This window comes from Arenimonas soli (assembly GCF_014643775.1).
GTDB classification, from domain to species: domain Bacteria; phylum Pseudomonadota; class Gammaproteobacteria; order Xanthomonadales; family Xanthomonadaceae; genus Arenimonas; species Arenimonas soli.
On sequence record NZ_BMKC01000001.1, the window covers coordinates 1244214 to 1267499 of the forward strand.

The 23286-nt window shown below is 67.6% G+C and carries 19 protein-coding genes; 10 read left to right on the forward strand and 9 right to left on the reverse strand.

Going from position 1 to position 23286, the window contains the following annotated elements:
- Nucleotide 1: 1 nt before the first annotated feature.
- Entirely contained in the window at nucleotides 2-1168 is a 1167-nt protein-coding gene (locus tag IEX13_RS06025; RefSeq protein WP_188662199.1) for an efflux RND transporter periplasmic adaptor subunit, read from the reverse strand.
- A 207-nt stretch (nucleotides 1169-1375) separates the two neighbouring features.
- Between IEX13_RS06025 and IEX13_RS06030 the strand changes: the two genes are divergently transcribed.
- On the forward strand, nucleotides 1376-1702 hold the full coding sequence (locus tag IEX13_RS06030) for a c-type cytochrome (protein WP_188662201.1): 327 nt from the start codon (nucleotides 1376-1378) through the stop codon (nucleotides 1700-1702).
- 11 nt (nucleotides 1703-1713) lie between these two features.
- Nucleotides 1714-2067, forward strand: coding sequence for a c-type cytochrome (locus tag IEX13_RS06035; protein WP_188662203.1), 354 nt, complete (start codon nucleotides 1714-1716; stop codon nucleotides 2065-2067).
- Between the two features lie 61 nt (nucleotides 2068-2128).
- On the opposite strand, the gene IEX13_RS14215 is transcribed toward IEX13_RS06035, so the two are convergent.
- Both IEX13_RS14215 and IEX13_RS06045 read right to left on the reverse strand, forming a co-directional pair.
- Nucleotides 2129-3658: a procyclic acidic repetitive family protein gene (locus IEX13_RS14215; protein WP_229668469.1), complete on the reverse strand. Its 1530-nt coding sequence runs from the start codon at nucleotides 3656-3658 to the stop codon at nucleotides 2129-2131.
- 87 nt (nucleotides 3659-3745) lie between these two features.
- Complete coding sequence (locus tag IEX13_RS06045; RefSeq protein WP_188662204.1) at nucleotides 3746-4333, reverse strand: NfuA family Fe-S biogenesis protein; 588 nt, start codon at nucleotides 4331-4333, stop codon at nucleotides 3746-3748.
- Nucleotides 4334-4390: 57 nt separating this feature from the next.
- Between IEX13_RS06045 and IEX13_RS06050 the strand changes: the two genes are divergently transcribed.
- Complete coding sequence (locus IEX13_RS06050) at nucleotides 4391-4735, forward strand: 4a-hydroxytetrahydrobiopterin dehydratase (RefSeq protein ID WP_188662206.1); 345 nt, start codon at nucleotides 4391-4393, stop codon at nucleotides 4733-4735.
- 15 nt (nucleotides 4736-4750) lie between these two features.
- On the opposite strand, the gene IEX13_RS06055 is transcribed toward IEX13_RS06050, so the two are convergent.
- Nucleotides 4751-5713, reverse strand: coding sequence for an RluA family pseudouridine synthase (locus tag IEX13_RS06055; RefSeq protein WP_188662208.1), 963 nt, complete (start codon nucleotides 5711-5713; stop codon nucleotides 4751-4753).
- Nucleotides 5714-6078: 365 nt separating this feature from the next.
- On the opposite strand from IEX13_RS06055, the gene IEX13_RS06060 reads away from it, so the two are divergent.
- Entirely contained in the window at nucleotides 6079-9093 is a 3015-nt protein-coding gene (locus IEX13_RS06060) for an Rne/Rng family ribonuclease (RefSeq protein ID WP_188662210.1), read from the forward strand.
- A 69-nt stretch (nucleotides 9094-9162) separates the two neighbouring features.
- Here the strand turns inward: IEX13_RS06060 and IEX13_RS06065 are convergent, their stop codons facing one another.
- Nucleotides 9163-9813 (reverse strand): response regulator, encoded by a 651-nt coding sequence (locus IEX13_RS06065; RefSeq protein ID WP_188662212.1) that lies wholly within the window; start codon nucleotides 9811-9813, stop codon nucleotides 9163-9165.
- Nucleotides 9814-10081: 268 nt separating this feature from the next.
- On the opposite strand from IEX13_RS06065, the gene IEX13_RS06070 reads away from it, so the two are divergent.
- From IEX13_RS06070 to IEX13_RS06095, 6 genes are all read left to right on the forward strand, one after another.
- On the forward strand, nucleotides 10082-11068 hold the full coding sequence (locus tag IEX13_RS06070) for a CPBP family intramembrane glutamic endopeptidase (protein WP_188662214.1): 987 nt from the start codon (nucleotides 10082-10084) through the stop codon (nucleotides 11066-11068).
- Between the two features lie 218 nt (nucleotides 11069-11286).
- Nucleotides 11287-11820: a hemerythrin domain-containing protein gene (locus tag IEX13_RS06075; RefSeq protein WP_188662216.1), complete on the forward strand. Its 534-nt coding sequence runs from the start codon at nucleotides 11287-11289 to the stop codon at nucleotides 11818-11820.
- 81 nt (nucleotides 11821-11901) lie between these two features.
- Nucleotides 11902-12087, forward strand: a complete 186-nt coding sequence (locus IEX13_RS06080) for a hypothetical protein (RefSeq protein WP_188662218.1) — start codon at nucleotides 11902-11904, stop codon at nucleotides 12085-12087.
- 368 nt (nucleotides 12088-12455) lie between these two features.
- On the forward strand, nucleotides 12456-13307 hold the full coding sequence (locus tag IEX13_RS06085; protein ID WP_188662220.1) for a glycosyltransferase family protein: 852 nt from the start codon (nucleotides 12456-12458) through the stop codon (nucleotides 13305-13307).
- Entirely contained in the window at nucleotides 13304-13942 is a 639-nt protein-coding gene (locus IEX13_RS06090; RefSeq protein ID WP_188662222.1) for a hypothetical protein, read from the forward strand. Before IEX13_RS06085 ends, IEX13_RS06090 begins: the two co-directional genes overlap by 4 nt.
- Before the next feature lie 1009 nt (nucleotides 13943-14951).
- Complete coding sequence (locus tag IEX13_RS06095; RefSeq protein WP_188662224.1) at nucleotides 14952-15440, forward strand: hypothetical protein; 489 nt, start codon at nucleotides 14952-14954, stop codon at nucleotides 15438-15440.
- 224 nt (nucleotides 15441-15664) lie between these two features.
- Here IEX13_RS06095 and IEX13_RS14400 read toward each other — a convergent pair whose 3' ends face one another.
- From IEX13_RS14400 to IEX13_RS06115, 4 genes are all read right to left on the reverse strand, one after another.
- Nucleotides 15665-15898, reverse strand: coding sequence for a type II toxin-antitoxin system HicA family toxin (locus IEX13_RS14400; RefSeq protein ID WP_188662226.1), 234 nt, complete (start codon nucleotides 15896-15898; stop codon nucleotides 15665-15667).
- Between the two features lie 12 nt (nucleotides 15899-15910).
- On the reverse strand, nucleotides 15911-16249 hold the full coding sequence (locus tag IEX13_RS06105; RefSeq protein ID WP_188662228.1) for a DUF1902 domain-containing protein: 339 nt from the start codon (nucleotides 16247-16249) through the stop codon (nucleotides 15911-15913).
- A 292-nt stretch (nucleotides 16250-16541) separates the two neighbouring features.
- Nucleotides 16542-21605, reverse strand: a complete 5064-nt coding sequence (locus IEX13_RS06110; RefSeq protein ID WP_188662230.1) for a hypothetical protein — start codon at nucleotides 21603-21605, stop codon at nucleotides 16542-16544.
- Nucleotides 21592-23286, reverse strand: coding sequence for a hypothetical protein (locus tag IEX13_RS06115; RefSeq protein WP_188662232.1), 1695 nt, complete (start codon nucleotides 23284-23286; stop codon nucleotides 21592-21594). Before IEX13_RS06115 ends, IEX13_RS06110 begins: the two co-directional genes overlap by 14 nt.

Consider the following 23286-nt stretch of genomic DNA (forward strand, 5'->3'; position numbering starts at 1 on the left):
GTCAGCGGCCGGCCTTGGACGCGTCGGCGACCCGGGCCGCTTCGATGCTGGCGGCGGTCGGCGGATTCAACACTTCCACCGCGGCGCCGTCGCGCAGTGCGACCTTGCCGGCGGTGACCACCTGGTCACCTTCGGCCAGGCCCTTGCGGACCTCGGCCAGTTCGCCGCTGAGGTGCCCGATTTCGACCGGCACGCGCACGGCCTTGCTGTCGCGAACGGCGAACACCGCCGTTTCGCCGGCGTCCTGCAGCAGCGCCGAGCGCGGCACGGTCAGCGCGTCGCTGCGCTGGTCGTACACGACTTCGATGCGGCCGAACATGCCCGGGCGCAGGCCTTCGCCGCCGGGGAAGGCGGTGACCACGCGGAAGGTGCCGCTGCCGGCATCCACCACCGGGCTGACACGATCGATGACGCCCTCGAACACCGCGCCGGGCATGGCGTCGGCGGTCATGCGCACGACCAGGCCTTCCTGCATCGTCGCCAGGTCACGCTCGGGCACGTTGAGCACCGCTTCCAGACGCGAGGTGTCGACGATGCGGAACAGGCTGGAATTGAGCTGGATAAGGTTGCCCGGCTTGACCGCACGGGCGGCGATGACGCCGTCGATCGGCGCCACGATGTTGGTGTAGGACAGTTCCAGCTGCGCCAGCTGGTAAAGGGCCCGCGCGGCCTCGAGGTCGTAGCGGATCTGGTCGCTGGCCTCGGCGCTGACGAGCTTGGATTCCAGCAGTTCCTGCGAGCGGCGGTAGTTGTTCTCGAGCTTGCGCACGGTGGCGCGGGCGCGCTCCATTTCCAGGCGCGGACGCTCCGGGTCGATGCGGGCCAGCACCTGGCCGGCCTTCACCTGGTCGCCTTCCTCGGCCAGCAGCTGCAGCAACACGCCGGACGTCTTGGCGACGACCTGGGCTTCGCCCGGCGCCTCGAGGTTGGCGGTGCCGGTGAAGCTGGCCGCGATCGGGCGCTTGGCGACGGCCGCGACTTCCACCGGCACGGCTTCGACCTTCTTTTCGTCGGTCTTGCCCTTTTCGGCCTGGGCGGTGGTCTTGGCTTCGCTGGCCTCGCCTTCGGCCGGCGGTTCACCGCCGCCGCAGCCCGCAAGCACCAGGGAAATGGCCAGGGCCAGCGCGGCGAGGGAACGGGACGGCGGCACGGTACGGGAAGTCTTCATGGGGGCGGCTTCTGGCTGGGGTGTTGTAGTTGAATAGAACAGTACAGGACAGGCCCGGAGACCCGCACATGCCGGAAGTCAGGATGCCGACCGGTGAAGAAGGGTTGCCACGTCCGGGGCCTGCCCCCTCGTCTCGGGAAGGATGCTCCGGCTATACTTTCGGTTTACGCCGCACCATCCGACCCTATCGAGCCGGAACAAACCCTGATGAAGCGAATCCTGTTGCCCGCCGCCAGCCTGGCGCTCGCCCTTGCCGCCCTGCCCGCCGCCGCCAGTGGCGACGCCGAGAACGGCAAGGCCCTGTTCTACACCTGCACCGGCTGCCACGGCATCGAAGACTATAAAAACGCCTACCCGACCTACCGGGTGCCGAAAGTCGGCGGCCAGAACGAGGCCTACCTCGTGGCCGCGCTTGCCGCGTACAAGAAGGGTGAGCGCAAGCACCCGACCATGCAGGCCCAGGCCGAGTCCTTCTCCGACCAGGAGATCGCCGACATCGCCGCCTACCTGTCCAGTGTGAAGAAGCAGAAGTGAGGGCCACGCATATGAAGTCCATCCGCACCCTCACCGCCTTGTCGCTGCTGGCCCTGGCCAGCCCGGTGCTCGCCGCCGGCCCGGCAGGCAACGTTGCCGCCGGCCAGGAAAAGTCCAAGACCTGCGCGTCCTGCCACGGCCCGACCGGCAACGAATCGCTGGATCCGACCTACCCCAAGCTCGCCGGCCAGTACCCGGAATACCTGGCCAAGTCCCTGCGTGACTACCGTTCCGGCGAACGCCAGAACGCGATCATGGCCGGCATGGCCGCCGCCCTGACCGACGAAGACATCGACGACCTGTCGGCGTTCTACGCGGCCCAGGAAGGCGACCTGCAGGACCTGAGCGACGTCGACCAGCGCTGAGGACCAGGCAACTGCCGCAACCCAGGAGGCCCCGCATCGCGGGGCCTTTTGTCTTGGTCGGCTAGCCCGGGGGCATCGTGTCCTTGAGCGGCGGCTTGCGGCACTCGATTTCGTACAGCGCGCGCGTGCGCCGCCAGGCGGCGTGGCTTTGCGGGTCGACGATCTGTTCCCACCACTGGTCGCATTGGCGCTGTTCTTCCGGGCTGAGCGTATTGGGGTCGTCTCCGGCATTGACCACGGCATCGTTGTCATTGGCGTTGACGATGCCGCAGCCGCCGCCGGCGGCGAGCAGGACCACGCCGCAGCGCAATTTGGAACCCGGGCTGCCCGGGATCGGGATATCCACGTACATGGTGGAGGCCTCGACCGCCCTTTCCAGCAGTTCGGTCAGCAGGTCCTTGTTCGGACGCCAGGCGGCGTCGAAGCGCGTGGGCTCGTATTCAAGCACCTTGCGCCGCTTCATGAACTCGGCGGACTCTTCCAGGCCCGGCTGCCGGAAGCCGAAGCGGCGGTCGTCGCCGCCGGATTCGGCGATCTGTTCGCGCACCTCGTCGGGCAGCGCCAGGGACCCGTCGGGGTTGTAGAGCGACAGCGATCCGCGGCTGGGCGAGGGTTCGACGGCCTGCAGCGCGGGTGAGCCGGATCGTGATTCCGGCGCCCAGACATCCGCCGCCTGCTGCGCCGGGGACGGCGGCGGCGGCGGGTCGCCGGCCGCCATCGCTTCGTCGATTTCGATCGGCTCGAGCGTGATCGGATCGATGACGATGCGGGTCTTCTTTTTCTTGTCCGGGTCCAGCGGCTCGAAGTCCACGCTCGGCCGGGTGCGTTCGACATCGGTGACATCGAATACCGGGGCCAGGGCAACGCCGGGCGTCGGCCTGGGCAGGTCGGTGCGCGGGGTAGGTTCGATGGTCGGGGCCTGCGCCTGGACGCGCGCCAGCTCGGGCGGCGGCGGCGCGTCTTCGACGGCGATGTCCACGGTGACCGGCGACGGCCGCGGTACCGGGGAATCAAAAACGGGCTCGGGGACTTCCACGGCGTCGAGCACCGGGCGATCGAGGGCCGGGAGTTCGACCTCGATTTCAGGCTCGGGGTCGGGCTCAGGTTCCACCGGCTCGGGCTCGGGCTCGGGCTCGGGCTCGGGTTCGGGTTCGGGTTCGGGTTCGGGTTCGGGTTCGGGCTCGGGCTCGGGCTCGGGCTCGGGCTCCGGCTCGGGCTCCGGCTCGGGTTCCGGCTGCGGCTCGGGCTCTGGCTCTGGTTCCGGCTCTGGTTCCGGCTCGGGTTGCGGTTCCGGCTCCGGAACAGGTTTGGGCTCTGGTTCCGGCTCCGGCTCTAGTTCCGGCTCGGGCTCGGGTTCCGGGATGGGCTCCAGGAACACCAGCGTGGTTTCACGCGGCGTCGGTGGCAGCGGGTCCACCCAACGACCCGAGTCCAGGACCCAGAACGCCAGCAAATGGCCGCCGGTGATGATCAGCCACAAGCCGATGCGCAGGCGCATCGGCATGGGATCGGCGTCGGGGATCGGTCGCCAAGGGTGATTGGCATCGACCAGGGCCTGCGCGGGATCGGGTGTCTCGATGTCTTCGGTCACGGTCCACGCGCAGGTAATAGGCCCGGAGAGACTAACGGCCTACCCTGAAAAAAAACGGTTAAGCCGGCGAACGACCCGGCGAGGCGTTCAGCCCCGGGCTATGTAAGGCGCGGCGCCGGTGCTGTGGTCGGTGGCATCGCGCACCGCGGTGACCTCGGGGAAACGGGCCATCATCTGCGTCTCGATGCCCTGCTTGAGCGTCACGTCGGCCATGCCGCAGCCATGGCAGCCCCCGCCGAAGCGCAGGTAGACCACGCCATCGGCGTCGATCGAATCCAGCGCCACCCGGCCCTTGTGCGAAGCCAGCTGCGGATTGATCTCGGACTCGATCAGCCAGCGCACGCGCTCGACCAGGCTGGCGTCGGCGGCCGGGGTTTCGCCCTTGATGCGCGGTGCGCGGATATTGAGCTGGCCGCCGGTCGCCGTGCTGGCGTAGTCGATCTCGGCCGAATCGAGGTAGGGCACGCTGGCGCCATCCACGAACAGCGTGAAACCCTCACACTCGATCGCCCACTCGTCGCCGAGCAGGTCGCCGTTGTCGCAGAACTCCAGGCGGGCGTCGGCGCGCGGGGTGCCCGGCTCGACCGCGGACAGGCGGATGCCGACGGCATCGCCGCCCTGGGTATCGAGCAGGCGGCGGAAATAGGTCTGGGCGCTTTCGGACAGGTTGATCATGCCGTGCATTCTAGCCCCGGGGCCTATACTTGGCTGCCCCCGCACCGGAACGCTGTCATGACCACGATCAACGAACTCGCCGATCGCCGCTGCCAGCCGCTCAAAGGCCCCCAGCACCAGCTCGACGCCCCGTCCGTGTCCGCACGCCTGTCCGCCCTGCCCGGCTGGACGCTGGCCGACGAGGGCAAGGCCATCACCAGGACCTTCCGCTTCAAGGACTACTACCGGACCATGGCCTTCGTGAACGCCCTGGCCTATGTCGCCCACGCCGAAGACCACCACCCGGACCTGGGCGTGCACTACGACCGCGCCGTGGTGCGCTATTCCACCCACGACGTCGGCGGGTTGAGCGAAAACGACTTCACCTGTGCCGCGAAGGCCGAACTGCTGGCCGGCGAATAAGCAGCCGGCCCCTGCTCAGGCCAGGCGGTCGAGCACCGCCACCAGGTCGTCCGACAGCGGCGCGTTCAGCAGGTAGGGCTTGCTGCCCTTCTCCAGCGCGAACTCGATGGAGGCGGCGTGCAGGAACAGCCGGCGCAGCCCGGCCTGTTCAGCCAGGCGCTTGTTGGCCTCGCGGTCGCCGTACTTCTCGTCGCCCGCCACCGGGTGCCCCAGGTGGGCGGCGTGCACCCGGATCTGGTGGGTGCGGCCCGTTTCGATGCGCACTTCACAGAAGCTGTGGCCGCCGCGGCGTTCGAGCACCTTCACGTGGCTGACCGAGGGTTTGCCGGAGGCATCGACCCGCACCATGCGTTCGCCGCCCTGCAGCACCGACTTCTGCAGCGGCGCGTCCACGGTCAGGGTGCCGTTGGGCACTCGGCCGACCAGAAGCGCCAGGTAGCGCTTGGACGGGCCTTCGTCGTCCTCGCCGGCGCGCATCAGGGCCTGCAGCTCCAGCAGCGCCGAACGCTTCTTGGCCAGCACCAGCACGCCCGAGGTGTCGCGGTCGAGACGGTGCACCAGCTCCAGGGGTTCGCCCGGGCGCATGGCCCGCAGCGCCTCGATGACGCCGAAGCTGATGCCGCTGCCGCCGTGGGTGGCGATGCCGCTGGGCTTGTTGATCGCCAGCAGGGCCTTGTCCTCGAAGACGATGCTGGCCGCCAGGCGTTCGAGCATGCCCTTGGGCGGCGCCCGGACCTCGCCCGGTTCGGCCAGGCGCACGGGCGGGATGCGCACCTCGTCGCCCCCGCTCAGGCGGCTGTCGGCCTTGGCCCGCTTGCCGTTGATGCGCACCTGGCCGCTGCGCACGAGCTTGTAGACCAGGCTCCGGGGGGCGCCCTTGAGCTGCAGCAGCAGGAAATTGTCCAGCCGCTGGCCGTCCCGGTCCTCCGGGACCCGGACCAGTCTCACGCCGGTCGAGACGTCTTGGTTTGCCGCCATGGGGGTTGCACCTATACAATCACTGGGCGAGATAACGTCCTGATTTCGCAGGGGCTCCCCGGCCAAAAGCCGACCCCTGAGAATCCCGAGGAACCGCTACCACACCCCACGGGGGTGACCATGTTAGCCGGTGCCGAAGGCGGACGGATATTGCCGCCGGCTTGCGAGCCTGCGAACACCGGACGCCGCGAGGCGGGGTCCGGGCCCTAAGACCGAACAAACAAAACAAGCGCTCCCGTGGGTACGCCCAAGGTCTGTAGCGCTGGAAGTTCCTGCCAGGCCCGGGTGCGCAACGCGCCCCGGACCAGAAACATCGGGCGCGGACCCCGGCGTTCCTCGCGGTACGAGCGCGTGAGGAATCCACCATGAAGCGTATGCTGATCAATGCCACGCAGGCTGAAGAACTGCGCGTGGCGATCGTCGATGGCCAGAACCTGTACGACATCGACATCGAGCAGCCCTCGAAGGAACAAAAGAAGTCCAACATCTACAAGGGCCGAATCGTCCGGCTCGAACCCTCGCTTGAAGCCGCCTTCGTCGAATACGGCGGCGAGCGCCACGGCTTCCTGCCGCTCAAGGAAATCTCCCGCGACTACTTCGTCCCCGGCGTCGACCCGAACAAGGCCGGCCTGAAGGAATTCCTGCGCGAAGGCCAGGAAGTCGTGGTGCAGGTGGAAAAGGAAGAGCGCGGCAACAAGGGCGCCGCCCTGACCACGTTCATCTCCCTGGCCGGCCGCTACATGGTGCTGATGCCCAACTCGCCCACCGCCGGCGGCGTCTCGCGCCGGGTCGAGGGTGACGACCGCGCCGCCCTGAAGGAAGCGATGGACGCGCTGACCATTCCCGAGGAAATGGGCGTGATCATCCGCACCGCCGGCGTCGGCCGCGCCGCCGACGAACTGCAGTGGGACCTCGATTACCTGCTTCAGGTCTGGAAGTCGATCACCGACGCCGCGCTCTCCAAGCCGGCCCCGTTCCTGATCTACCAGGAATCGCGCCTGATCATCCGCGCCCTGCGCGACTACCTGCGCGCCGACGTCGGCGAGATCCTGGTCGACACCCAGGAAATGTACGACGAGGCCCGCGACTTCATGCAGTCGGTGATGCCGCAGAACCTGCGCAAGCTCAAGTTCTACGAAGACCCCACCCCGCTGTTCAACCGCTACCAGATCGAATCGCAGATCGAAGGCGCGTACGAGCGCCAGGTGCGCCTGCCCTCGGGCGGCAGCATCGTGGTCGACCAGACCGAGGCGCTGACCGCGATCGACGTCAACTCGGCGCGCGCCACCAAAGGCGGCGACATCGAGGAAACCGCGTTCAACACCAACCTCGAGGCCGCCGACGAAGTGGCCCGCCAGATGCGCCTGCGCGACCTGGGCGGCCTGGTGGTCATCGACTTCATCGACATGGCCTCGGGCAAGCACCAGCGCCAGGTCGAAGAACGCCTGCAAGTGGCCCTCAAGCAGGACCGCGCCCGCGTCCAGATCGGCCGCATTTCCCGCTTCGGCCTGCTTGAAATGAGCCGCCAGCGCCTGCGCCCGAGCCTGGGCGAGTCCAGCCAGGTGGTCTGCCCGCGCTGCGAAGGCCATGGCCGCATGCGCAGCGTCGAATCGCTGTCGCTGTCGATCCTGCGCCTGGCCGAAGAACACGCGATGAAGGAAAACACCGGCCAGGTGCTGGTGCAGGCCCCGCCGGAAATCGCCAACTACCTGCTCAACGAAAAGCGCCGTGCCCTGGTCGAGATCGAGACCCGGCACGACGCACCGGTGGTGGTGGTCGCCGACGACCAGCTCGAGACCCCGCACTTCAACATCAGCCGCCTGCGCGACAACGAGCTGGGCGAGGACAGTGCCCGTCCCAGCTACCACCGCACCACGCCGCGCAAGCTGGCCGTGCACGCGCTGACCAAGTCCCACATCAACGTGCCCGACATGCCGGCCGTGACCGCCGTGCGCCCGCCGAACCCGGCACCGGTTCGCGAAGAAGCACCGGAGCCGGTGGCGGCGGCGCTGCCCGCGGCCATCCAGGCCCCGGTGGCCAAGCGCGGTTTCTTCGCGCGCCTGGCGGCGCTGTTTGCCGGCGACGACGCGCCGGCGGCCGAAGAAGGCAAGAAGCCCCGTCGCAACGACCGCGGCGATCGCAATGAACGCCCCGACCGCGGCGAGCGCAGTGAACGCGGCGAACGCGGCGGTCGTCGCGAGCGCGGCGGTCGTCGCGACCGCATCGAGCGCGACCGCGGCGGCAAGGCCGCGCAGCAGCCGGCCAAGGCCCGGACGCCCAAGGCCGAGCGCAGCGAAGACCAGAAGCGCCAGGACGAGGCCAAGCGCGCCGAGGCCCAGCAGCGCCGCGAAGAAAACCAGAAGAAGGAAGCCGAGCGCCGCGAGCAGCAGCGCCTGGAGAACCTCAAGCGCGAAGAAGAGCGTCGTGCGGCCCGCGAAGCGCGGCAGGCCGCGCTGGCTGCCGGGGGCGTGGCCTCCGAGCTGGACGAGGGCCAGGATGCCGAGGCCGACAAGGCCGACGCGACGTTGGACCAGGACGAAGGCCGGGAAGGCAACGGCGACGAAGCCGCGAACGCCACCGAGGGCAGCAGCCGCCGCCGCCGTGGCCGACGAGGTGGCCGTCGCCGCCGTCGTGCGGACACCGGCACCGAAGCCAATGGCAACGAAGAATCGGGCAACGACGACGAAGAGTCCGGCGAGACCGGCAGCCCGGCCCAGGGCGGCAGGTCCGCCGACACCTCGGCCCCTGCCGTAACCGCCGCGGAGTCCGATTTCGACGACATCACCCCGCCAACCCCGGCCGTCGTGCCGGCGGTAGCCGCCACGGCGGCCGCCGTGGTGTCGGTGGACGTGCCGGCGCCCGACAAGGCGGTTCCGCCGCCGGCCAGCGAGGCGCCCCGGCCAGAAGCCAAGCCTGCCGAGGCCGTGGCCAAGCCGGTCGTGGAAGCACAACCGGCCCCGCAGCCGGCGGTGCAGGCCGTGGCCATCGAGACCATGCCCGAGCCGGTCGTCGCCCCGCCCGTCGCCGCTGAAGCCAAAGCCGTCGTGCCCGAAGCTGCGCCGGCGCCGGCTGCCGAAACCCCGCGTTCGGCACCACCGCCGGTGCAGCAGAGCCTGATCCCCGACCCCGAGCCGGTGAATCCGTACCTGCGCACCCAGCCGGCGCAGTTCGATTCGCCGCCCAAGCACCCGGCGCCGCCGGTCGTGCAGGAAAGCAAGCCGGTCGAAGAACCTGCACCGGTCGCCAGGACCGAAGCCGAGCCTGAAACTAAGCCCGAAGCCGAAGACGAGCCGGCACTGGCCCAGGCCCCGTCGGCCCCGGACTGGTCGCTGGCTGATCCGGACGAGCCGAAGCAGGCGCCGACCGACAAGGCCGGCTGAGCCCTGGCTCAACCCGCACGCAAACAACAAGGGCGCCCCAGGGCGCCCTTGTTGTTGGTGGGTCCGGCCTCAGGCCGTGAGCGCCGACGCCGGGTCGGAAATACCGTGCTGGCCGGCCAGCCGGGCCAGTGAAATCGCGTCGCGGATGCCCAGCTTTTCAAACAGGCGGTATTTGTGCGTCGCCACGGTCTTGCCGCTGAGGCTGAGGCGGCGACCGATTTCCTCCATGCGCAGGCCCTGGCAAAGCAAGCGCGCCACCTGCAGTTCGCGCGGCGACAGCAGGTCGAAGGGGGACGACTGCCCGCCGAACCCGTCGAGCGCCATGCGCTGGGCGACATCGCTGGCCAGGTAACGCCGCCCACGGAAGACGTCGCTGACGGCGCGAACCAGTTCCTGCGGATCGCAGCCCTTGCCCAGGTAGCCCGATGCACCGGCTTCGATCAGCCGGCGCGGCATGGGCCCGTCTTCCTGGATCGAGACGATGATCACGCGCGTGCCGATGTCAGCGCGCACGATGCGTTCGGTGACGTCCAGGCCGCTGATGCCCGGCAGGTGCAGGTCGCACAGCACCACGTCGGGCTGCAGCCGGCGGATCTGCGGCAGGGCCTCTTCGCCCGTGGTGGCTTCGCCGATGATTTCGACGGCGCCACCCTGCTCGAGGATGAGCCGGTAGCCCGTGCGCACCAGCGCGTGGTCGTCAACGATGAAGACTCGGATCATTTGTTCGTCCCTCCCCCCGGGGTTCGATGTCCACGCTAGGCGAGGCGGCGTGGGCGCGGCTACGGCAACTTGCCGCCTGTTCGCTAGGTTATTTCCTACGCGGCGACAAAGGCGCGAACCTCGTTATCGCTGCCGGACAAGTTGCACCCGCGATCGCCCCGGCCCCGGCCCGGCCGCTGAAAATGCCTACCCCCGCCAGCGCCCGCGACCGACAGACCCGGCGCCCCGGCGCGTGAACACTGGCCTTCCTTCCAAGCACCAGCCCGGCATGACTCCTCCCCGCCTCGCCCATCGCTTCGGCCTGCTGGCCCTCTCGCTGCTGCTCCCGGCGCTGCTGGTGGGGCTGATGGCCGTATGGTTCCTGGCGCTGACCACGCTCAGCCACCACGACCGCACCCTGGTCTGGGTGCAGGGCACTCCGGCGCAGCTGGCGTCCCTGCGCGAGGCGGTGCTGGACCACCCGGTGTTCCCGGAAGGCGACTTCGCCCAGGGCGGCTACGCGGACCACCGTCCCGCCGAATGTGCCGGCCACGAGCTCGCGGTCGGCTTCTCGCGACTGCGCGAGTTCGAACTCTCCGCCGCCAAGGAAACGCTGGACGAACTGGTGCACGAATCGGGCGTGCGTGCCTGCGATGCGCACGTCTTCATCTACAACGACCTGCCCAGCCCGCTCGACTCCACGGCCTGGGACGATTCCCTGGTCACGCTGCTGCTGGCGCTGTTCCTGCCCACCGGCACCCTGCTCATCGCCTACTGGGGTTTCGGGCTGGCCCATGCCCTGCCCACGCCCTGGCACCTGCCCCGGCCGTTGCTGCGCACCCTGGGCCTGGGTGCCGGCGGCGCCGTCGCCGGGCTTCTGGCCGTGACGCTGGTCGAACGGATGCTGCGCCTGGCCTGGCCGGCCGCGTCGGTCGGCAGCGACGCCATATCGGGCCTGGGGCCGGACCCGTTGGCGCTGCCGGTGATCCTGCTGGTGGGCGTGTACGTGCCCTTTCTGGAAGAACTGGCCTTCCGCGCCTGGCTGATCCCGGTCGCCGAGCGTGCCGTCGGCTTGTGGCCGGCCTGCGCACTGTCGGTGCTCGCCTTCGCCGCCATCCACCTCCCGTTCTCCGGTCCCGAACTGCTGGGCACGCTGGTGCTGGGCGCCATCTTCGCCGCCGTCTATGCGCTTACCCGCTCCCTGCCCGCCTGCCTGATCGCCCACGGCGGCTACAACGTACTGGCGCTGGGCTTGCACGTCACCGTTTCAGGTTGAGCCCAGGCGCCCGCGTCGGGCTCTCTGCCTGATCCGGATCCGGCGGGCCGCTCACATTGCACGAAGCCGGGCCTGCGGCTCGAACCTGCCGGAATCCGGCCAACCAACCCAGGACCGCCACCCAGCGGCGTCTCCGGACGCTCCGCCGCGTCAGTCGTCGTCGTGGCACGCCCCTTGCAGCCTCTTTGGCTGCCCCCCATCGCCAAGCGAGGTAATCCATGGCCCGCGACATCCTCAAGACCCTCAAGTCCGAGCACACCGTCCTGCGTGATCTGTTCAAGCAGATCGAGGGCAGCACTGATCGCGCGGAAAAGGGTCGCGCCGACCTGCTGGCGAAGATCGAAGCCAACCTGATGCCACACGCCAAGTGGGAAGAGCAGGTGTTCTACCCGGCGTTCAAGGCGCGTGCGGACCGCGAGGGCCTCAAGACCCTGGCCGAGGCCGTGCTGGAACACGCCTCGGTCGAACAGACCGTCATTCCCAACGTGAAGGCTTCCGATGTCGGCACGCCCGAGTTCGCCGGGCGCGCGAAGGTGTTCGGCGAATTGGTCGACCACCACGCCAGGGAAGAAGAAAAGACCATGTTCAAGATGGCGCGCGAGATGTTTTCCCCCGCCGAACTTGCGCAGTTCGACGAAGACTACGCGGCGTGGAAGCAGTCACCCGTCGCCGCCGCATCGCTGGCCGCAGCCCAGGTCAAGACCGCCGTTCAGGCCACCGCGAAGAGGGTTTCCGACAAGTTCACCGATTGAGGGCCGTGCGCACGGCCCTTTGCAGTGCGTCACCGGGCCAGCAATGACGCCGGCCCATCCCCCCACGACGAGGAAGTCGAAATGACCAACAACACCGACCAGAAGACCAACCACAACGCCCCGGGCAACAAGGATCGTGACGGTCAGGCCCAGGCCGACCAGAAGAAGCAGGGCACCGACCCGAAGCACAACGACCAGCAGGGCGGCAAGAAGCAGGCCGGCGAGTCGGACCGCAAGGATCCGGCCCAGGTCAACGAAAAGCGCTGATCCCAGGCGCCTGAGCACCTGATCCAGACAGGAGGCCCCGATCACCCGATCGGGGCCTCCCTTTTTGTGCCCTGCCCTGCAGGATCAACTGGCGGAAGAGGGGGGATTCGAACCCACGGACGGTTTGACCGGTCGCCGGTTCTCAAGACCGGTGCCTTAAACCGCTCGGCCATCCTCTTGTTGTCGGCAATATGGTCAGGCTGCCGCGCTGGGCAGGCCGGCATTGAAACCGACCGAATACTCCGTTCCCGCGTGTCCCTTCCGCCGGGATGATTTAACATCCGCCAGGCCCACGCGGCGGCAGCGCTGACCATCGTTCCGCAGGACGACGCGATTGCCGACCCGACCCATGATGATGCCGAGGCAGTATGCCCAATACAGATATCGATTCGTTACAAATCCGTCGGGACGCAGATCGGCCTAGAGTCCGCATCATCGGCGACCATTCCGCCTACCACTGCGGATCGGCGGCGGCATTCGAGGCGATCCTTGCCTCCTGCAGGAAATTTGGCCACATCACCCCGAACGAAGACAGCTACGAGATCCTCGTCGTCAACGGCGAGGGTTCGATGCACCATGATTCGACAAGCTTCCGAAAGAAGATGGCGGAGATCCGGCGGGCGATCGACACCGGCAAGAAGGTTTACCTGGTCAACACCGTGTGGCAGGAAAACCCGTCAGAGCACGCCGACCTCCTGAGGCGATGCGAGCGGGTCACCGTGCGCGAGAGCATGTCGCAGGCTGAGCTCGCCGCGATCGGCGTGGTTTCGGATGTCTGCATCGACCAGTCCTTCTTCCTTGACGTGGCTGCCGAAGGGCCAATGCATGATTTTGGCGGCACGACGGTGCTGACCGACTTCTACTCACGGGACCTGGCGACCTTCGCCCGGATCACCACGCAATGGACCCGCACGGTTCCTTATGTGCAGATGCACGAATGGGACTGGTCGACGCTGGTTCGCTCTTTGAGGACCGCGGGCGTGCTGTTCACCGGCCGCCACCATGCCGTATATGCCGCATGCCGCGCGCGGACCCCCTTCATTGCCCTGAAGGGAAACACCCACAAGATCGAGGGCCTGATCGCCACGTCAGGCGTCGACATACCGGTGTTCGACAGCTATCCCGAAGCATTGCGGGCCCTCCGCAGCGAGGCGTGGCGGACCTACGATTACGCGGCCCTGTTCGGGTGGATGGAAAGGCAGGAACCCTGGCGGCCATGAACAAGGAAGAAGCACTGCCTTCGGTTTTCGGTTTCGTCGCCGGTCGCCACTGCACCGTGTTCGGCTCGGCGCCCGGACGCTTACCGCCAACCGGCTATGCCCGAAACACGATCGTCTGCGTCAATGGTTCCGGCCTTGGCCTGGAGCGGCATGCCGACATCACGGTGATGGGGGCCCAGATCTGCAGGGCAGCCACACGTACCTGCCGCCATACACTGCGCAACCTCGGTGGCAGGTACTCCGAGCGGATGCTGTGGGTGCATCCAGGCGAAATGAAGGATTTCGAGGATCGTTACCGGGATTTCGGTTTCGATTGGCGCGAGTCTGAGGTACTTCGCTCCGAGCGCAGGCGGGTATTGGTTAGACAACTGACGGGCTATGAACTTCCGGGCTTGACCGGACCGTCCGCGCCGTCAAATGGCGCGCTCGCCGCACTGCTAACCGCTACGTCGGGCGCGAGCAGAATTGACCTGTGTGGCTTCTCGCTAACGTCCGGCCACTTCTACATAGCCGACGACACCGTCAGGAACCATGTCGACCACGACGAGTACATCTTCGATTGGCTCAGTCGGCATGCGCCGGTGCACGCAACCGATGCCGCAATGCGCGATAGGTTCGGCTTCCAGGCACCCTAGAGGCGAACTGGCGGAAGAGGTGGGATTCGAACCCACGGACGGTTTGACCCGTCGCCGGTTTTCAAGAGCGAAATATCCCAACAATCAACAACTTGTGCCAACTCTCGCCCACTGAGAAATCAAGGACTTCCGCAATAGCCAACATTGGCCGTTAATGTGGGTTTGGGGCGGCGTTGTCCCAAATTTGTCCCAATTTGCGCGAGGTGAACCATGGCAATCGAGTTTTGCCCTCAAGAGGTCGCTTGGGGCGACGTTGCGACTTGGGCGGGATTTGCCGCCACCGCCTTCGCAGCGTGGGGAGTCTTCCGCATTGCGAACCGTGACCGTTCGGAACGCGAACTCAGTCGCAAGGAAGCTGAGCGAGCGCGTGCGTCTTCCCTTCTACCAGAGTTCAATCACGCGACTGCCACCATCTCAGCGATGCTTGAGTACCAAAGGGTCAGGGCGCACGGAGTTGACCCAAAGGGAGAATTTGCAATTCAGATGCGTGACGGGTTCATGCGCCTAACCATAAGTGGAATCTCTGCCCATGCGGACTTGTCCGCTTTGTCTGCGGAGATAACTGGGAGTGTTCGCCTTGCGGCAACAGCGATCCACCGAGACCAAGCCTATTTAGCGGCGCTCCCATCTGCAAATGAAGCTGATTTGATCGCGTTAGCCGACGCAATTCCTGTGCGCGCTCAAGCCTCTCGGAATGCAGTTCTCGCTGCTGCCGAAAAGCTTTGGGAAGTGGTAGAGGGTGCCGACAAAGAGCCACCCTGGCGAGGGCAAGTCTAGAGCACGCCGCCCTCTCAGAAATCCCAAGCGGCGCCGCAAGTCGCGCTAGGCCGTAGTTCGCCCCACGGTCTGCCGGCGCGAACTGCACGGGGCTCCAACTAAGGCAGGGCGGGTTGTACCCCCAAATCTACCCCCAGCAATCTGAGGCGACCGTCTCGGGAAATGCGACCAGCTGCGGCTATGGTTGTGGCTCCCGGGACACGGCCCGGATCAACTGCGTTTCGGAGGCAACATGTCTGCACTCGATCGTGTTCTGCAAAACGAGCTACTTGAGCGGATGGCCGCGGCCTATCCCTCCGCGGTCGACTTCAGCGGCCACAACGGCGAGCGCTCCATCAACGAGATCCACGCCACCCTGGCCTACCTCCACGAGCACCGCCTGGCCAAGCTGACCCTAGAGCGCTACCTCGACAACAGCCTCCAGACGTTCACCGGCCAGATCACGGCGAAGGGGCTCGACTTCTTGGCCGATGATGGTGGATTGGGGGCGATCCTGGACGTGGTGATTGTGAAGCTCCATCACGACACCGTGCGCGATCTGCTGGTCGCCAGGATAGAGGACTCCACGGCCGATGCATCCGTGAAGGGCCGAATGGTCTCCGCGCTCAAGGACCTGCCTGCCGCCGCCATGCAGCGGGTTGCGCAGCAGGCGATCGACGCGGGACTGCGCCAGCTGCCGAACGCGGTTCAGTGGGTCCAGAACGCGATTGGTAGCGTCTGAGCGTGCGGCCAGATTCCGCCGGAATGGACAAGCCCCAGGATCCACCTCGCCCACCTACCAGGGACTGCCTCCGCTACCCGAGGGCGAGGTGATTCCGCGGCCCAGGCCTGTCAAGGACGACCTGCCTTGGGTAGGGAAGCGGAAGACCAAGTCACGGCGGAGACGGTAGCGACCTCACCAGCGCGCCCCAGGGGAAGAATGGCAGTCTCGAAGCGCCGCTGCCGCTACAGGCTGGCCAAGGCGGCGAATAATTCCTTCTTAGACATCCCGATCTGGTTCCGGATATCCCTGAGCAGCGCGCGGTGGTATGGGGCGTGATGCTCGTCTAGGGTCACGACGCGCCGCTGTCCGCCGTACGTGCCTTCCCACATTTCGTGGGAGCCATTGGATCGAACCTTGGTGAACTCAAGCGATTTGAGGAGGGAGACCATCTCCCTGTGGGTGACAGGCCTCTCCATGCGCCCCGATTCTCAGCAGGCGATGGCTGCCCCGCGCTCCACCCAGGCGCTGGCCTGGCCGTCCGGGTTGGCCTGTGGGGGCTTCGAGCGTCGATGCACGAAGTAGCTGAACAGCCAAAGGGCGCGCACGCCGAGAGGCGACTTGCGGCTTAGCAGCTGTCGGCGGTACTCGGGATCTTGCTGTTCGGCCACGTAGGCACAGTAGTCGGTGACCTGCGCATGGATCTTGTCGCGGGCCTCCGCGAACGTGTCTGCCTGGGCCGATAGCGAGAAGTCGACGCAATGCGCGATCCATAGACCGGAACGCGTGCGACGGGCGACGAATCGAAGTCGCTTCGCTTTGTGTTTCATAGCCATGGAACCTGCCCTCCACGTGGAACAAGGACTCGGTTCACTCCTCCCCAGCTCTCCCCTGAGCTGGCGGGACTATAGCAAAGCTTGCTAGTCCGGGGGGTTAAGGGCGGCCGGCCGTTCAGGTTGGGCGCCCCCGGCCCCGGATCCGTTCACGTGGAACCAGCGGCTACCCGCCGCCGGCGAAGCTGACTTCCTCCCGGGCCCGCCGCTCCTATGGACAAGGGTAGCCCCAAGGATCAGCCCCGCCTTTAGACGGGGCGTGCCCCGGTTCCTACCCTCGACCCACCCGCTACCTCTCCTCGCGCTTGCCGATGAGCGCCGCCGCCGCGAACTCGGGCACCGTCTCTGGCTCTTCCTCGCCGGCGAGCACCCGCCACATGTAGTCGACATGGCGCCAGGGTCCGGCCAGCGGCAGACCCGTGGTGTAGCCCACTGCGGTCACCGTGTTACGGGCCGCGCGCCTGGCCTCCACGTCTTCGCCCGCCAGGGTGTCCTCGGCGTCCTTGGCAAGCCTCAGATACGCATTGCCGATGGCATCGGCCGGGGTGGCTCGATAGCCGAACTTCGCGCCCACGATGTCCCGGAAGCCCGGCAGGCCGTAGAACTGGTAGGCCAGCACGCGCATGAAGTAGTAGCTGGCCCAGCCCTCGGGCTCGTCCGGCTCCTCCGCCGCGCCAGCCGCCCGACTGATCAGATCGTCCAGGATCACCGGGAGCACCAGCAGCATGGTCATGCGCGCCGAGAGCAGCGGCAGTTCGCTGGCCAGCTGCTTGGGCCCGCCCTCCAGGGCCTTGCCGAGCTGGCGACCCATGCTCACCTGTCGCTGCAGGAAGGCGCTGGCGTAGCTATAGAACATCGTGAACAGCTCAACCCCGGGCACGTTGCCCTCGATCAAGGCCGTGTCCTTGGCCCCGCCTGCGCCCTGGGAGACGATCACCGCATCGTCGGCCGCCGCGATGGCATCGGCTGCGCTCTTGCCCTGCTGCAGCGCGCCTGAGTGCGCACCCAGCCAGAGCGGGAGGTCCACCAGGTAGAACTGGGCGTAGCGGATCAGCACATGGGCATGCACCCGGGCACCATCGATGGCGGTGCCCGCCTTACCGCGGATGCCGGGTCGCATCCTGCCGCTGAGATAGCGATCCATCGCCAGGCGAATGTCGGCGTCGGCATTGTTCATCCGGTGCCGCATCTCGCCCGAGAGCGCTGTCACCGCATCCACGGCGCCGCCCCAACCCTGCAGGAGCTGGTGATAGCCGCGCAGCAGCAGGCGCGGCGCCTTGGCCCCGTGTCGAGCCGTGAGCACCTCGACCGAGTTGGTCAGGCCGATCAGCTGTTTGAGGCCGGTGACCACGTTCAGACCCATGGCCATGACCCCCACGTGCCGGCGGATCGCCCGGGATACCTTGCGCAGGCCGTCCATTGAGCGCGCCGCCTCGATCACCTGGTCGGTAGCCACCTGCTTGAGCTTGTCCTCGAGCATGGCCTGGAACTCCACGCCTACCGTCTCGCCCAGCGCTCCGATCACGTCGTGGTGCTGGACCAGCTTGCGCAGGCTGATCACCGTTTCGCGGTGCGTCAGATCCTTGAGGATGCTCGAAAGATGCTGGGGCACTACACCCAGATCGAGCTTTACCGGGATGCGGGCCTTGCGCACCCGGGACTCGGTGTGACCGCTCGGCGGGAGGGCCATCATGGCCACCTGATCGAACCAGCTATCGGCATCCTCGCGGCCGAACTGGCGCCACTCGGGCGACTCGCGGTCGTACACGATTGGGTAGTACCCGCCGCGGTACGTGCCGAAGGGCGTGTTCACCGGGCGCGCCTGCACGCGACCAGGCTCGATGCCGGTCAACCGCTTCTGCTGATCGGCAATCTTCGGCCAGAGCGTCTCCAGCGTGTCCCAGACACCCTGCACAAAATCCCAGTCGGCCTTGTCCAGGTGCCGGGTCATGTCCATGAGCTGCACGTCGCCCCACTGGCGGCCGTCGCGGAGGCGCTGGATGTTGCCGGCGTTGCCCAGGTTGAGCGCCACCGCCAGCAGGTCGGCCTTTGCCATGTTCTGGCCGATAGTCGGGATCCAGATCGGACGGCTCAGGTCACGACCCTTGAGGTGCGTCTCGAACAGTCGGGTCACCTTGTTGCCGTACTCGTGCATCGCGTCCAGGTAGTCGGCCTGGGCCTTGTCGAGCGGGCGGATCACCCGGCGGTGGAACACGCCTTCGACGTTGCCATCGCCATCGACCCACGCGGCCAGAGCCCGTGGCCGGGTCAGAATGGCGCCCGCCATGCGCCAGGCTCGCTTGGCCTTCTGGAGCGTGGTCTTGCGCAGCAGATCCGACGCCGGCGGCGGGCCGCGGTCCTTGAGGTTCGTGCGGATTGCCCCGGCCAGCTCGGCAGCGGTCTCGTCCAGCTGCAGGCGCTCGCCGGCCAGGCGGAGCTCACTCAAGGTGGTGGCCTGGTGGTCGAGCTGCTGCAGGGTTTCGGTAACGTCGCGCAGTTGGGCGGGCGTGAGCTCGCGATAGTGCACGCGGTCGACCGAATCGAGGTGGGCCATCATGTGCTCGGGCACCTGCGGTTGCACGCCGGCCTGAATCATGCGGTCGTACCAGCGGCGCAGCCGGCCCTCTCGCCGGCGCTGGGCATCCGACACCGGCCGGAAGTTATAGGCGCTGAGCACCTCGTCCATGGTCGCCAGCATGTCCGCCCCTGCACGGCCCAGGCGCTCGCGTGCCGCCTTCTTTCCGAGGCTGCGGGCGTAGCGCACCTGCATCTCGATCTGCGACTGAGCGCGGCGTGCGGCCGCGTAGAGGGCCGCGTTCTGGGCCTGCCTGCGCTTGGCCTCCAGAGCGGCAGCGAACTCACGGCGCGTGCTTGCCTGCTGCGCTTCCCTGGCCGCTTTGCGTTCGGCGGCGAGGTAGACCCCGGGTCTCAGGTCGGCGATCTGCACCTGGTCGACCTTGGTCTCGGCCATGCGGCGCAGGTTGCCGGCATCGGGGCGGGGCTCGTTGGCAAGCTGCGCGAGGATCCCGAGCTCGGCGTCCAAGGCTTGGAACCGGGCATCGTTGTGCAGTGCTTCCGCAGCCACGTCGGGCAGACTGCCATCGAACAGGGCGTCGGGAACGCGGCCGCGCATCTTGCGCTCGACTTCGACCGCGGCGCGTACCTGCGCCGCCTTCACTTCGCCCAGGGCGCGCACCAATGCGTCACCGGAGGGGAAGCCCAGGGCGACCGCTACCGCGTCGGGGTTCTGGCCGCCCTGCGTGCGATACACGCCCAGCGGCTTGAGGTGGGTCTGCACGTAGTCCTTGCCGAAGGCCTCGACCAGGGCGGCCCGGTCGAGCTTAAGCCCGGCCAGGTTCGCCGGCACGGGTTCGCCATTGACCTCGGCCCGGCCGGCAAGGATCTGCCACGCGCGCATGGTCCGCGGTAGTTCGAGCTCGTCCTCGACCTGGGCGCGCACGCGGGCCTGCTCCTCGGTGTACCAGCGTTCGCGCTTGCGCTGCTCGGCCGACATGAGCCGTTCCATGACGGCGCTGCGGGCCTGCTCGTGGGCTGCGTCCAGATGCGCCTGGTAGCCGTTCCACTGGCTGTCGGTGATGCCTAGGTTCCCCGGCTCAGGGCCCAGGTCCAGGCCGGCGAAGTCAGACTCAGCCAGTGTCACCTCGTCTTCGGCAGCGATGATCCGGGCGGCCACTTCCCTAGCGCGGCTTGTGGCCTCCTCCGGCCCCACACGAGCCGCAATCAGCTGGTCTCGGAGTTGGGCTTCGGTCTCCTCTCGGGGTTGCGCCGGCGTGACCTCCGGCAGCTTCCGGGCCAGAACGGTCTCAAGGTCCAGGCCGTCCAGTTCGGTGGCCGTGAGCCGTTGGGGCGCCAGGCGAGAGGCGTGGCGGATTGCGTCGGCTGTCGGCGCCCGCGTGGCGTGCACCAGGTAGCGCGGCATCGGCACCGGCAGGTCGTGGCCTGCGGTGGCCGCATCGGTGAAGGCTTCGGCATTGCCAAAGACTGTCCGAGCCTGGTCCACCGGGTCGAAACCCTGGCGCTGCCACTCCGCCGCAAGGGCCTGCGCGTCGACGTAGACGTGCTGTGGTCCCCGACCGCTGCGGGCGAGGATCTCTTCGACCAGGGCCTCGGCTTCTGCTGGCGCTCGCGCAGCGACCTTGAGCTGGCTCCCGATGGCATGGAGCTGATCGAGCGTGCGCTGGTCGTCTTGCGATTCCACTACGGGGCGCAGGGGGCTGCGCACACCGAGCAAGGTCCGCACCACGGTGGCCGCAGTGCCGGCGACAGTGGCTTCGCGAGCAACGCCCTCGGTGAGCGTCTGGTCCGGGTTCGTGGTGGCCGCGGTAATGGCGTTCTGTGCGACCGCCTCCACGGCTTCCTGGGTGCCTTCGATGGCAAAGGCGGTCCCCAGGTCAGTGAGCTTGCGGCCCAGCTCATTGCGGATCTTCGGCGGCACCCGCTCCAGGAGCTTGGTCAGGGCGAAGCGCTCGAGCAGAGCCGTCGTGGGCGCGCCGGCGAGTGTGGCCAGGTCTGCCGCGGCGGTCCCTTCCACGCCCTGCTCGCGTGCGCGGTCACTCTGCTGGGCAGCGCCGACGCCGAACAGAGATGGTAGGAGCGTCGGGGGGGCCACGATCGACTGCAGGGCCATGCCCCCCAGTTGGCCAACCCCTCCCGTGACGTCCGTCAGGAAGGTACGGCTCTCCTCCGGCACGGCCATCAAGCCGGCGCCCTCGCGTATGGTCTGGCCCGGCTGGCGGACGATCTCGGCGGGGTTCATCCACCAAGGCCCCTCGACCCACATGGCGTCCGCCGCCTGGTCACCGGCCACCGAGCGAAAAGCCCGATCGAGGCTGCGCGCACCCGCGTCGAGCAGGTCACCTGTTCCCGAAAGCGCCATGCCCGCGTAATCGGCCATCCCCGACAGTGGAGCCCGCACCAGGTTGTCGAAGCCGGCCAGCTGCAGCTCGGCGTAAAGACCCCACGGGGTGCCCCCACCTCGGCGGTCGGGAGTCCATGCGTCCAGAAACCTCTCGATTTCGCCCATGGTGCCCAAGTCGTCCCGGGCCACGGCAAGCCGCTCAGGACGAGCCGAGATCCAGCCTGCCACTCCGGGCGCAGTCTGAGCGAGTGCGTCCATGCGCTTGCGCTCGGCTTCGGCGCGGATCTCGTCCACATTGCGAAGCGCCACCTCGGGCGGGATGCCCTGGGCCTGGCCCTCCTGCCACACCTGGGCCGCCTCGTCCGGGCCGAGCTCGATGTCCTGCTGGCCGAAGGCGCTGGAGCGAGCCTGCGTCTTCTGCTGCTGCACGAAGTCCTCGGCGGCCTGTGCCAGCCAGTCGTCATTCGTCGCCATCGGTGAAACCCTCCCGGTTGAAGCGCTCGGCATTGGCGCGGACGAAGGTGCTCACGTCCGCATCGGTCGGCGGCGGCAGTCCCGCAGCCTGGCGAGAGGCCGTCAGGGCGTTGCGTGCCCGTTCGGTGATGGCGGGGTCGAGGTAGAAGCCCTCGGTCTCACCCTGCACCTGGTAGTAGCGCTCCCGTGCCGGCGAAAGCTCGATGCCCAGGAAGGACCGCTCGCGCATGACGGGGACGGCCAGCTCGTTGAGCAGCTGCCAGTGCTCCTGCTTGGTGAGGCTGCGGTCGAGCTCGCGCTCGCGCTGCGCGACGGCCGCATCCACGGCCATGCGGTACTTGCCCTGGGCCTTCTTGTCCTCGGCAATCCCGAGCGTGTGGACCATCTGGCGATTCATGTCCTCCTCGCTCGACCACCGAAAGCTCGCCGCCTTCGGGTTGCGGATTTCCTCCTGCCTGGCGCGGAAGCGGTTGGCGTGGTCCGGGTGCAGCTGGCGCTCGATCACCAGGCGATTGAGGTCGACCTCGAGCAGCTTCTCCGACGGCATCAGGGACAGGTCGGTGTACACCCTCGGGTCGGTCTGGATTTCTTCGCCCCGCAGTCGGGCCGACTGGAAGTTGTGCAGCGCCATGCGGTCCCGCGGGTTCATCGCCACCAGCAGATCCGGTGGCACGGCTCGGTCGATGGGCGTGGCGGGGTCGGTGCCGGCCACTGCGTTGTAAGCCTGGGCGATCACCGCCGCTTCCGCCTGCGCCTGTGCCTGCTGGCGCCGGCGAGACTCGGCGTCGATGCGCGCGACCACGCGATCCCTGAGCATCGGGTCGGAGATGCGCTCGGCAGCCCGAACCGCACCCGGGCCGGTCCCGTGGCTGGCCATGATTCCGGCCGCTTCCTCGACCTCGCGCAGTTCCAGCTCGGCGTTCCGGATCGTGCCGTCCATCCTGGCACGGTCGGTTTCCGTCATGTCGTCCGCATTCGCACGGTAGAAGTTCACCGCCCCGGCGTAGTCTCCTTGCTCCAGGAATCCGCTGGTGGTGGCGACCATGGCGCGGCTCGTGAAGTCTGCCTTCCGGGCTGCTGCCACCTCCGGTCCAAGCCCCAGCCGCTGGGCCTGTTCCTCGATCGCCGCCTCCGCGAGCAGGAGCTCGTCGGCCATGGCATCGAGGCGCCCCTCGCGCCCGGCGAGCGCAGCACGCTCGCTCAGCGAGGTGAGCGTCGCTTCTTCATTCGCAGCGAGATAGCCCTCGTACTGCTGGGAGCTGTAGCGATCCACACGCTCGCGATAGCGCAGGCCGAACTCGCCGGAGAGGTTGCGAAATGCCTGGCGCTGGCGAGGCTGTAGGTCCTGCTCGATTCGGGAGCGGGTCTCTTCGTAGGCCCGGGCCTGATCATCCCCAAGCCCGAGCGCCTCCCGGCCACGACGGGCAGTGACGCCCTTCGGGTTCTCGGAATCGAACTGCTGCCGCTCCCATTCGGCCAAGCGGGAGCGTGCCTCGAACATGGCCGCATCGTCGGCTTTCTGCTGTTCACGCTGGCCGATCTCTGCGGCAACGGCGCTCGCTTGACGCAAGGCACCGGCCATCGCCTCGCCGGCACGACCATCGGCACGGACGGTGAAGCGTGCGTTCGGCAGCGGCGCCTGCGCAACGCTCAGACCTTCTACTCGGGGAACTACGGGCAT